This is a genomic window from Streptomyces odonnellii (genome assembly GCF_000981895.1).
Classification (GTDB): domain Bacteria; phylum Actinomycetota; class Actinomycetes; order Streptomycetales; family Streptomycetaceae; genus Streptomyces; species Streptomyces odonnellii.
Window position 1 is genome coordinate 1 of record NZ_LATD01000074.1, and the last position, 11333, is coordinate 11333.

The 11333-nt window shown below is 68.0% G+C and carries 11 protein-coding genes; 4 read left to right on the forward strand and 7 right to left on the reverse strand.

Annotated elements, in window-relative coordinates:
* Positions 1-21: 21 nt before the first annotated feature.
* From WH07_RS08955 to WH07_RS08965, 3 genes are all read right to left on the reverse strand, one after another.
* The gene (locus WH07_RS08955) at positions 22-1323 is read right to left on the reverse strand and encodes a hypothetical protein (protein WP_198533757.1); all 1302 of its coding nucleotides are present in this window, start codon (positions 1321-1323) and stop codon (positions 22-24) included.
* A gap of 234 nt (positions 1324-1557) precedes the next feature.
* The gene (locus tag WH07_RS08960) at positions 1558-2259 is read right to left on the reverse strand and encodes an ATP-binding protein (protein ID WP_046497579.1); all 702 of its coding nucleotides are present in this window, start codon (positions 2257-2259) and stop codon (positions 1558-1560) included.
* Entirely contained in the window at positions 2256-3197 is a 942-nt protein-coding gene (locus tag WH07_RS08965) for a hypothetical protein (RefSeq protein ID WP_046497555.1), read from the reverse strand. Before WH07_RS08965 ends, WH07_RS08960 begins: the two co-directional genes overlap by 4 nt.
* Positions 3198-3713: 516 nt before the next feature.
* On the opposite strand from WH07_RS08965, the gene WH07_RS08970 reads away from it, so the two are divergent.
* Together WH07_RS08970 and WH07_RS08975 are read left to right on the forward strand one after the other, a co-directional pair.
* Positions 3714-3971: a helix-turn-helix domain-containing protein gene (locus WH07_RS08970; RefSeq protein ID WP_046497558.1), complete on the forward strand. Its 258-nt coding sequence runs from the start codon at positions 3714-3716 to the stop codon at positions 3969-3971.
* A 57-nt stretch (positions 3972-4028) separates the two neighbouring features.
* Complete coding sequence (locus WH07_RS08975) at positions 4029-4421, forward strand: helix-turn-helix domain-containing protein (RefSeq protein ID WP_408645822.1); 393 nt, start codon at positions 4029-4031, stop codon at positions 4419-4421.
* A 15-nt stretch (positions 4422-4436) separates the two neighbouring features.
* Here WH07_RS08975 and WH07_RS37335 read toward each other — a convergent pair.
* Positions 4437-5281, reverse strand: a protein-coding gene (locus WH07_RS37335) for an IS5 family transposase (RefSeq protein WP_408645823.1) whose coding sequence is annotated in 2 segments (ribosomal slippage) — positions 4437-4925 and positions 4928-5281 — 843 coding nt in all. Because the reading frame shifts where the segments join, the coding sequence is not laid out codon by codon here.
* Positions 5282-5324: 43 nt separating this feature from the next.
* Positions 5325-5519 carry a hypothetical protein gene (locus WH07_RS08990; RefSeq protein ID WP_046497563.1) on the reverse strand — a complete coding sequence of 65 codons (195 nt, stop codon included), beginning with the start codon at positions 5517-5519 and terminating at the stop codon, positions 5325-5327.
* A gap of 96 nt (positions 5520-5615) precedes the next feature.
* On the opposite strand from WH07_RS08990, the gene WH07_RS08995 reads away from it, so the two are divergent.
* Positions 5616-7154 (forward strand): LacI family DNA-binding transcriptional regulator, encoded by a 1539-nt coding sequence (locus tag WH07_RS08995; protein ID WP_046497565.1) that lies wholly within the window; start codon positions 5616-5618, stop codon positions 7152-7154.
* A gap of 293 nt (positions 7155-7447) precedes the next feature.
* The gene (locus tag WH07_RS09000) at positions 7448-8572 is read left to right on the forward strand and encodes a hypothetical protein (protein ID WP_232788785.1); all 1125 of its coding nucleotides are present in this window, start codon (positions 7448-7450) and stop codon (positions 8570-8572) included.
* Positions 8573-8746: 174 nt separating this feature from the next.
* Here the strand turns inward: WH07_RS09000 and WH07_RS09005 are convergent, their stop codons facing one another.
* Together WH07_RS09005 and WH07_RS09010 are read right to left on the reverse strand one after the other, a co-directional pair.
* Positions 8747-10345: a hypothetical protein gene (locus tag WH07_RS09005; protein WP_198533758.1), complete on the reverse strand. Its 1599-nt coding sequence runs from the start codon at positions 10343-10345 to the stop codon at positions 8747-8749.
* 207 nt (positions 10346-10552) lie between these two features.
* Positions 10553-11059, reverse strand: coding sequence for a hypothetical protein (locus WH07_RS09010; protein ID WP_046497574.1), 507 nt, complete (start codon positions 11057-11059; stop codon positions 10553-10555).
* Positions 11060-11333 lie beyond the last annotated feature (274 nt).

Genomic DNA, 11333 nt, shown 5'->3' on the forward strand with positions numbered 1-11333 from the left:
GCTATGGGGAGCTGGTGGGGGTCAGGGAGCGGGCTTGAGTTGGTCCTTGAACTCACGGACGATGCGTCCGGCGTCGTCGCTGGCGACGCTGTAGCCGGTGTCGCGCAAGGCGTTCTCCACCCGATCTCGTCCGACGCTGCCGGTCTCCTCGTACATGCGGCGGGCGCAGTTGAGGATGACCTCGTCGGACGCGCGGGGTTTACGGTCCTCGGGTTTCTTTCGGGCAGCCGGTTTTCGCTTGTGACTGCCCGAGGCACTGCCCGAGGCGTTGCCCGTGAGCGGCGGGCTGCATTTGGCTTCTGCCCGTGTGGGCGGCTCCGGCGCCCGGCGGGCAGGCTGCGGGCGGGCAGCCGGAGGCACCTCGTCATCGTCCGGAGCCGATGGATGCGGGCGGGCAGCGTCCTCTGCCCGTGGTGCTGGCACCGGGCGGGCCGTGTCCTGTGACCGTGGCGCCGGTTCACGGCGGGCGGCGGGCGGGCGACTGTGCTCGGAGTGGCGGACCGGGTACGAGGTCGGGGCGTGCCAGCGCGGCGGCAGGGCGATGGAGGCGAGGCCGAGGGCCTGCTTGCGGGTGGCGAGCTTGCGCAGCAGCAGCTCGTCCTGGAGTGGGTCGCGGTCGATGTCGGCTCGCTCCAGGGCCTGGTGCAGGCGGTTGGCCAGGCGCTGTTTCCGCCGCTTGCCGCGCTTCTTGTCGGTCATCGCCTCGGCGCGCAGGATCAGGGCGACGGCTTCGCTCAGCGCGCGCTCACGGATGAGCCGGGCGGCATCGGCGTCCTGGTCGGCGATCCCGAGTCGGGCCAGCAGGCGTTCGCGTGCCTGGCGGACCAGGACGGCGGTCAGGCTGCGTGAGGCGGCGTCGGGGGTGCGCTGGCGCAGCTCGATGCCCATGGCCAGGTGCCACAGCACTGCGGCCAGGACCGGGCCGACGAAGGCCCGTACGGTGCCGCCGACCGGCCCGGACTCGGCGTACGCGGGCAGGATCTGCACGGCGGTGATGACCCAGGTGAGGGTTCCGGGCAGGCCGGGCGCCTGCTTCGGGCCATTGAGGTTCTGGCGTGCCATCAGGGCGGTGGCGAACAGCGCCAGCTCGGCGACGGCGAACATCGCGACGCGCTCGGCGATACCGCTGATGTCGAGGTAGTCGGCGGCGAACCGCCAGCTGCTGTCCGCGCTGTAGGCGGTGCAGCCGATTGCGGCCACGGCCGCGACGAGTACGGCGATGCTGCCGCGCCGGCGGTTGGTTCCGGGGGACTGGCGGCGCTGCCGGTGGAACATCCATCCGGCGAACAGGGCGATCAGCACGAGCAGAACGACGAGCGTCACGGTCGTCGCGGGGGACGTGGCCCAGTCGGGGAGGAGCGAGGTGTCGCTGCTTTGGGCAGACAGGGGTGTGAAGGCGGAAGGAGGCAGGACGGGGCTCCAAGGTGTGGGGGAACGGCAGGGGAGGGCAACGCGGCCGAACGCGCCGCCTCTGCAGGAGCCCGCGCGGGCCGGGGCAGGTGTGAGCGCGGGCGCTGTGGCGAGGCAGGCCGGTGGAGGAGACGGTGCGGCGGCCGGTCAGGCGGTGGGCGCGGTGCGGCGGCGGCGGTCGGGGCCGGTGAGGATGACGCGTTCGGTCATCTCGGCGAGGCGGGAGGCGACGCGGTCGCCGAGTGCGGTGCGCAGCTCGGCGGTGGGGAGGTTGGTGGTGATGAGGGTGGGGAGCATGTGCTCGTACCGGTGGTTGATGAGCCGGTAGGTGAGCTCCTCGGTCCATTCGCTGGTCTTGGCCGCGCCGAGGTCGTCCAGGAGCAGCAGCGGGCAGCGGACCAGCGTCTGCAGCTCCCGCTCGCCATCGTGTCCGGCGCGGGGACGCAGGCGTGCGTGCAGGTCGGCGCTGGTGGTCGCTTCCCAGCGCAGGCGGACGCCTCGGCTGAGCAGGCCACGGATGGCGCCGTATCCCTGGTACGTCTTGCCGGTGCCGGTGGGGCCGGCGATCAGCAGTGACGGGCCTTCGGCGATGCCGGGGCCGCCGGGTCCGGGGCGTCCGGCGCGAGCGATCTCGTCGGCCCAGGCGGTGACCTGCGGGTGGTCGGCCAGGGCGCGGCGGTAGCGGGCGGGGATGCGGGCATCGGCGAGCTCTAGCGCGGTGACGGGCTCCGGCACAGGGTCCTCGGCGGCGACGGTGGAGGGGGCGATGCCGCGTCCGGCCAGGATGCCGTCGAGCCGGTCGGCGAGCGGGCCGACCCGGTGGGGTTCGCGGGTGAGGGTGGCGGTCAGAGGTTGCCTCCGAAGGCGGCTTCGACGTCGGTCGGGTTCGTCCACGCCCTGTGGACGACCGGCGCGGTCGGCGTGGCGGGGGACGCGTTCATGGCCTCGTTCACGAGGCTCGGCAGGGTGCTGGGGTGCAGGCCCTTGACGCGGTGGCGCTCAAGTCCGGCCCTGATGTGGGCGGGTGCGATGCCCTCGTCGAGCAGCTTGCGCACCTGCTGGCCGAGATGGCCCAGGACATCCTTGGGCGGACGGTGGGCGCAGGCGGCGGCGTACTCGGCAATGAGCTGCTGAGCCGAGACCGTGTCGGGCGCGGGGGCGCTCGCGCCCCCCGCAGGGGTACTTCCTAGATCCATGATCCTAGGTCCTAGATCCGGACCGTGAGGCGTCACCGCTGCCTCACGGAGTCCTCCCTGCTTCCTCACCGAGGGCTCCGTGAAATCGCCCTGACCTGTAACTTCGTCATCGATGCCGAGATTCACCGCAGGCTCGCGCACGTGCCCGGAGCTTTCACGGAGGGTTCCGTGAGGCTGCGGTGAGGGCTCCGTGATGCCGGCCCCCGCAGCCACTGCGGCGACGCCCGGCACGGAGCCGGCACGGTCGTCGTGGTGTGGGCAGGCGGGGAGGCGGCTCTTGCTGGCCCGGTTGATCTTCTGGTGCTGGTGCCAGGTGACGACGTGCAGGTAGCGCTTGTCGCCCGGCCCCGTGTAGCGGCAGATCAGTCCGGCGTCGGCGAGCTGGGCGAGGTCCGTCTCGACGTCCGCGGGCCCGTGTTCGGGGCGCAGGACCCACAGCTGTCCGGCGATGACCGCGGCGTGGTCGCGGTGGCGGCCTTGGTCGTCGGCCTGGGTGAGCAGGCCGAGGAAGGTGCGCTCGGCGGTCAGCGAGACCGCCGCCAGGGACTCGGAGACGAAGGCTTCGGGCTTGATGGTGCGGATTCGGGCCAAGAGGGGCGGTTCCTTACTCGGTTGCAGGCGGGCAGGAGCCCACGGCTCACCGTCGATGGGCGATACGGGCGTCAGGGAGTGGGGGAGTTGGCCGGCCGGTGGCGTGGGGGCGCGCTGATGGCCGCTCGCGCTTTCCGGGGGTGTCGTCAACATAGCCACACCCGTGCGGCGCAAGTCCAGCCTAATCCCATGCAATCTCTGACGGCAGAAAGGCGGCCGTAAAAGAAGGCGGTGGAGGGCGGTCTCAAAATTTTAGGCCACGATCGGCGGTTGCCGAAATAATGCCCTGTCAGATGAAGCCAGAAGGATCACATCGGGAAGCCGTTGACGTCCCGTTGGCGGGGAAGCTACAACACAACACCCCACGTCAGAGCACCCTCCGAGAGTGTCGATCGAGGTGCCGGTTTCCGGTACTTCCCGACGCTTGGGACACCGCTTCGCGCCGGACTGCGGGGCGCAACATAGCCGACGATCGCCGGTTAACCAAACCGGCGAATGGCAGTTACAAATGGAGTCATGGCAGCACGCTCATTGGAAATAGGGGCCGCAGGGATACGGGCGGCCCGCACCATCGAAATCCTCCGTACCCAACGCGGCTTCGCCCAGCGCGAGCTCGCCGCCCGCGTCACGGCCCTCGGCCGTCCGATGTCCAACACGATGCTGTCCCGAATCGAACGCGCCCAGCGCCGATGCGACATCGACGACCTCGCCGCCATCGCCGATGCCCTTGCCGTGTCGCCCCTCGTGCTGCTGCGAGGACCGAGCGCTCCCTGAGACGGGCCGCCCGGCGTCGCTGATCGAGCATCCACCCCTAGTAAGGACTCACCCCACTTGCCCCATCCCGCGATACCCCCTGCCCTCGCACGCCTCCCTCACCGCACGGATGGCGAAGCCGCCCTGCCCCGCCTCTACCGCCCCGAGGAGATCGCCGAGACCCTCGGCTGCTCGGCCTGGTGGGTCAAGGACCGCGCGCGCCGACGCCTGATACCGCACACGCGGGTCGGCCGCGCCTACCGCTTCACCGCTGACCACCTCGCCGAGATCATCCGCATCCACGAAGCGCCGGCGCCGCAGCGAGCCCAGCGGATGCTGCCACTCGCCAACACATCCGAGTCGACCACGACGCCGTCGCGTGCGACTCCGCCGACCCGATCCTCCACCTCCTCCGCCCCGCGACTCCGGGCCCGACCGCCCCGCAGGTCCCAGTACGGCACTGCCGCCTAGGCCGTTTCGTTTGGATCACCGCGCAGACCAGAGGAAGATGCCCGCGATGTGGAGTCCGGCCAGGTAGATGGTCGCGGTCTTCTCGTAGCGGGTGGCGATGCCTCGCCACTGTTTCAAGCGGTTGATGCAGCGTTCGACGGTGTTGCGCTCCTTGTATGCCTCTCGGTCGAAGGCGGGTGGCCTGCCGCCCCGGCTGCCGCGCCGCAGCCGGTGGCCACGCTGATCGGCCGGGACGGGGATGACCGCCCGGATACCGCGCTTGCGCAGGTGCTCACGGATCGCGCGGGAGGGGTACGCCTTATCGGCCAGGACTACGTCCGGCCTGGTGCGGGGCCGTCCTCGCCGTCGAGGAACGCGAAGGTGGGCCATGACGTGAGCGAAGGCGGGTGCGTCACCGGCCTGTCCGGCGGTGAGCACGAAGGCCAGTGGCCGACATTGGGCATCGGAGGCCAGGTGGATCTTTGTGCTCAGTCCGCCGCGGGACCGGCCGATGGCGTGGTCTGCCGGTTCGCCTGCTGGGGCCCCTTTTTGCGGGCCCCAGCCGCGTGCTGGTGTGCGCGCACGATGGTGGAGTCCACCGAGACAGCCCAGTTGAGGTTGTCGTCGGCGTCGGCCTGTGCGACCAGCGCGGTGAACACCCGCTCCCAGGTACCGTCGATGGCCCACATCCGCAGGCGGTTGTAGACGCCTCGCCAGTTGCCGTACTTCTCGGGGAGGTGGATCCACTGCGATCCCGTCTGGAACTTCCAGGCGATCGCGTCGATCACTTCTCGGTGATCCCGCCACCGGCCACCCCGCCGCGGTGTCCGATCTGGAAGTAACGGCTCGATTCGCGCCCACTGCGCGTCAGTCAACGGCACGCACGAACAACGACTGGCGGTGCTGGTTGGAACGGCGCCGCTGTCAGGCGGTCGGCCCAGTGCGGAGCCGCCGCGCGTCCCGCACGAGCGTGTACGAAGCGCTGAGGAAGATCACGGCTCCAGCCACGAGCCAGAGAACCGAGGCCCCAGAGCGGTACTCACGAACGGCAAGAACGAGCAGCATCACGCTGGCAAGGACACCGAAGGCCGAGATCAGAGCGCTGATGCGGTTAGTCACATGGACATCATCAACTACAACCTCGGCCAGCGGAAGCGATCCAAACGAACCGGCCTAGCCCGCACCCGACACCGACAGACAGGAGGAACGCGAGGCGTGGGCTTCGGCGAAAAGCGCGGCAGCTACTGGCGCGGCAGATACAAGGTCAGCGAGGGCAAGTACGGCACCGTCGTCGACCCGACGGGCACGGTGGTCAAGTTCGCCACCAAGCGTGAGGCGAAACAGGCCGCGGACGAGGAAGAGGCCAAGGTTCGGCACGGCACGTGGCGCGATCCGGCGGCCGGGCTGGAGACGTTCGGCGAGTACGCCAGCCGCTGGTACGACGCCCAGGACCTGGCCGCGTCCACCATGCAGAACTACCGGCGCCACATCGAGGAGCACCTGCTCCCTGACTTCGAGGACAAGGCGCTCGCCGGCATCCTCCGCACCGATGTGGACACCTGGGAGAAGCGAGAGAAGGCCCTCTATGCGGCATCCAGCGTCAAGACCTGGCGCTCGACGCTTCACCTCATTCTGGAAGACGCCGTGGACGAGGGCCTCATCGCGTCCAACCCCGCAACGAAGCGGCGCGGGCGTGGTAAACGCGCCGGCCGCTCCCGCGACCGTGGTCCCGAGAAGGTGATCACCGACCCGCTCGGTCTGCTCCTCATCGCCGAACGCGCATCCCTGCTGTCGGGCCGCGACGACGAGTTCGTCGCCGTCATCCTCAAGGGCTACACGGGGATGCGTTGGGGCGAAATCGTCGGCCTGGAGACCGAGTTCGCCCGGCCCGAAGCCGTACGCGTGGAACACCAGCTGTACGAACTGGACTCGGGTGAGCTGATCCGCTGCCCGCCCAAGGACGACAGCTACCGCACCATCGACGCGATGGACTGGCTGTCGGCCTTGGTCGCCGACCACGTCGCCCGTACGAAACCGACGCTGTGCCCCTGCCACGGAAAGCGCTACGTCTTCCGCGGCCAGGGCACCGCTCGCACCGGCGGGCACACCGGTGCCAAGCTGGTGGACGTCGCCCGCCGCGCAGGCGTCTCCACCGGCACCGTGTCCAACGTGCTCAACCACCCCGATCGCGTACAGGAGGACACCCGCGCCCGTGTCGAAGTCGCCATCGCGGATCTGAATTTCATCCGTGGCGGCACCCCGACGGAGAACGCCGCCCACTGGCGCCGTAACGGCTTCGCCACCTGGCTGTTCGCGCCCGCCACTTCCGGTTGGTACCCGAAGAAGGCACCCCAGGAGGCCCGCCCGGTCCCGCTGCTCGGCGAGCCCTGGCCCGGTGTCCCGGTCCGTGGCCGCAACGCCCAAGGCCGGGCCGACGCCTGCTGGCTGCCCATCGCCAGGGGGCTCACCCCGCACGGCCTGCGGCACTCCCACAGCACGCACATGGAGGACCTCGGCACCGAAAAGGTGCTGATGGACGAGCGCATGGGCCACATCGACGGCTCAGTCTCGGCCCGGTACGCCCACGTAACCCCTGGCATGCGTGAGCGTCTCAAAGCTGGTCTGACTGAGCAGTGGGAAGCAGCGCTCGACGTCCGTCGAAACCTGCACCCGCGCTCGCCCGTCGCCGTACTCGATCGGCTACTACGCGCTCGTGCCACGATGACCAGTCCGAGAGGAGGAGCTGCGCGTTGAGCCGACGCTCGGCAGTGCGCGCCTCAGAGGTCGACTGGCGACGCGTCGTCGCCGAGCTGTGGGGCCACGCGTGTCATCAGGCGCTCCTCCAGGACGGATGCCCCTTCGTGTCCTGTGCCGAGTCGGGAACCTTGAAGTCGTACTCCCACGCGAAGCGAGAAGCCGAATGCACGTTGCCTACATCAGCCGGGCCGACTGCCTGGCTCGATCCGTAGTGCTCGTGATTGAGCGGATTCCTCCCCGTCGCCTGGCATTTCCCTGCCAGGATCGGATGCGTGACATACGTAGTAACCGTGGACGCCCACATCCCGGAGGGCACTCCGGAGATGGACCCACTTCAGCGCGCCGGCGCCGTGGCGCTCATCGAGGACGGCTTCGACTCGGTTGAGGCCATCGAGGGACCCGACGGCATGGAAGTCGATCTCCTCGACAGCATCGTGGCCGTCTACCCGGGTGGAGCGCTGCTGAAAGTGTTCGTGGATGCGCCGGCCCTGGAATTTGCCGAGGAGGCGGTGCGATCGGTCGTGGCCGAACTGCTAGAACGGTCCGAGCTGTTGGCTGATTGGCAGATCGAGCGATGCGAGGTCGAACTGCACCCGGAACTCGCTCAGGAGGGTCTCGACGCCGCAGACGGTCCCGATGCCCCGCCCGGTGATCCGGCTGACCGTAAGGCCCGGCATACCGAGCGTCCCACGGCCGTGGACCACAAAGAGAGCTACGACGCCGAGGCGAAAGCCGAGGAAGTGCGCGGTCAGATGCTGGCACTGGCAGATGAGCTGCGCTCCTTCCCGCCAGTGATGTTCGGCGTCATCGACGACGAAGACGACGAGGAAGAGGACGGTGACAGCGAGTTCGCCGTCTCGCCGGCGGACGCCAAACTCGCTGCCGGTGCCTTGGTGTACGCGACGGACATCTTGGTGGACGAGCTGTTCCAAGACGTGCAGACGCTGACGGAGGAGGACACCACCGCTGCGGAATGCGATGGTCCCCTGTGGCACTTCGAGGATCTTCCCGAGCGATACGCCCTCCAGTACGACGCTCGTTTCGCCCGTCGCTTCCTGGTGACGGTGATCGCCATGACCACTCGCTTCACGGATGGCAGCTTCCAGCAGCTGAGCTGCGTCGCTGAGGAACTCGCGCTGAAGCTGCTGCTGAATGAGACGAACGTGACCCTGGAGACTTTCGGGCTGCTCGACGACGGCGTCTCGGCCGCGCTCGACTCGTTCGCCGACAACGTCTACGAGGACATGGACCACGAGTGGCTCTACGACGACTCCATGGACGGCATCGACGAGAGTAGCGTCGGAGCGGCTCTCGGCGTCGCACCGATGGCGTTCAAGGCGTGGTTCACTCCGTTCAACGAGGGCAGGTATGTCCACCCGTCCGCGGCGGACGAACCCGAGGGGGCGGCGCAGTGAGGTGTGTCCCGTGGTCTCGAGGGCTTCACCAGTAGCGGCTCGTGGGCGGTTGTAGAGACCGACTTCGCGGCCAGCGACAGGTTTGAGGCCAGTGGCGGGTCATTGACACCGGAAGATCACCGCAATCAGTCAGGGGCCCGATCCGCATATGATTCGGGCCCCTGACTCAGCAACTCAGTCCGACTCTGTCGCGGTATGCCTGGCAAAGAACGCCGCAGCGACGGCGAGTACGGCCGCGGTGTCCTTCCGGTCGAGATCAGAGGGCGTACTGGCGATGACGGATACCCGGTTCTGCAGCGTTGCGCCACCCCAGGCCCGGGCGAATTCGGCAGCGGAGTCCAAGAGCGATGGGTCCTCCTGTACGAGCTCCTCCAGCGAGGGAGTCATGCGGTCGAGGAAAGAGCCGAGCAGTTCCCCTCCACTTCTACTGTCCAAGATGGCGACGAGCTCGCGGCCATGCTCGGGATCCTGAGCCGCCGTCATCACTTCCCTGGCCAGGAAGTTGGTCCGAAGGATCTCCATGTTGTCCTCGAAATTGGGGACCTCACCGCTGGCCTGTTCGACGTAGCGAGCGATCGCTTCATCCCATTCAGCAGCATCGCGTTCCGTCAGAAACGTGCCGTCAAGGCGCGGCAGCAGCCCCTTGGTCTCGCGGTAGGCAAAGATCCAGGCCGCGGACAGGCCGATGGCCTCCAGCAGTTCGAAACTCTGGGTCTCGACGCTGCTCAGTGAAGGCAGCTGGGGTGTTTCCGCGTCGGGATCGAAGAACACGGGGTCGTCAGGACCGGGAGGCCGGCCGAATTTCTCCTCGAACCGACGGAGCTGCGCCTTGAAGGAGGCAACCGCGGTGTCGTCGATGCGAACGACCTTGCCGTTGCGGGTGACGACCTGGGAGAAGCCCCGCTCGAAGGCGAGATTGATCAGCGCGCACCCAGGGGAGCTGGTCCATCGCCTGTCCGTGCTGCTGACGGGCTCCCCGAGGTTGGGGAGGGCGAAGAGCCGAGCGAGTATCTCGTCTGCGCTCAGGCCATGAGCAGGTCCCAAGAGGAGGACGTCAGTAACCGGAATCAGCGAAGATCCCGGAGGCAGCGCGTACGCCCAGGCCACTGCTCGCCTCCCCGCATCGCTGATCTCTTCACCGTCCTTCGCCACCAGGGCGAGATAGAGGGCGGGGAGGAGTGCCATCGGGTCATCGTCCAGGCGCAGGCCCATTTGGGTGAGCAGGTAGACCCCATGTCGCAGTGCGTCAAGGGGCGTTCCGTCGTGGGCGAGCTCGATCTGAGTGCCCTTCCAGAAACGAGCGATCCTCTCGTTTGCGTCGGCCCGAGGTTCCGGCAGTACCTGATCGGAGGGAGGCCCTTCGATCGGCCGCGTCCCGACCAGTGCTGCCCCCGGCAGGCAGTTGGCGGGCAACTTGCGCTGATCGAGGCCAAGCGCCTCCAACCGGCCGGTGAGCCTCAGCATCAACTCCCCTTCATCCACGGGGAGGTCGTATTCCTCGCTTGCGGCAACGACCTCGCGGACGAAGCTCTCGATGCCCTTCCAGTGCACGGTGCCACGAAGAATCCGGAGCCATCCGTCACGTGCGTTGGCGAACTCGAACTCGTCCCTGAACTTCTGCGGCCACGCGGTGCCTAAGAACAGGGCATCCAGGGGGTCGATGTCATGGAACCAAGGTTGATCGTCCCCCTCCAACTGCGCCACTCCCAGAGCTCCGTACCCGAACGCGTACGCTCCTGCCAGGCTGACCTTGCCCGGGGAGTTCGTGCGCATCAACCGCTCCAGAGCGGCTTCGCCTTCGGCGCGCGGATCTGTAGGCGGTGGCGCAGACGCCCGTGCCTGCCTGCGCTGTCCTGCTGACCGCTGCTCGCGCTTCTTTCGAGATGCCCGTCCCATATGTGCCCTCCTTGCGGTCAACCTGCCGTAGAGCTGAGGCCCGTGGACGGCTTTTGGGAAGGTTGCTGCGCCTGCTGCAGGCGTTCAGATGCCCAGACTCTTCCGTCGCACGCGCAGGGAGTAAAACGTGCCTTCGGGGCCACTGCTGCTGCCCCACCCAACGCTGGTCGCGATGGCCCAACCCTGCTGCTCCCGCATCTGGCTCGCGAAGGCGCCCAAGTCGCGGATCTCGCATCCGCACGTCAGCTTGAGCCGGATGCTGATGTACGGACTCCGGGGATTGAGGTCGCGGCCCGTTGCCTCGGTCCACTCCACGTCGTGAACGTGTTCCTCCAATCCGGTCCGGTTCTGGTCGTGCTTGATCCCATGAGCTTTGGCGAACTCGTTGAGGTCGTCGATCACAAAGAGGTGGCTCGACCACTCGCCGGGCCAGACGGCGAACAGCCGCGACTTTCCGGCGGCGGCGCGCTCGTACGCGGCCCGATCGTCGCCATGAGTGACTCTGCCGTCCTCATGAACCTCGATATAGCAGGTGGTACGCGCGGTGTACGGGAAGTCCCTTCCCGCTGCTGCTGCACTTCTCGGTTCCACTGACCCCCCTGGTTGGCACGGTTCCCAACCGCGCCGGTCCTGTGGGTCCGCCGATTCACGAACGTGCACACGGCGGTCCCTGCTAGGCACCTCACCGTAGGGGAAGAGAGCAGATGCCGCTGGGAGAAGCCGACCAAGATCTTCTCCCAGATTTCTCCCAAGCGATCTCCAGGAACCACTCAGGGGCCTGACCCGCACTGCGGATCAGGCCCCTGACCTGGTACTATGGCGTCGGGGTGGCGGGATTTGAACCCACGACCTCTTCGTCCCGAAC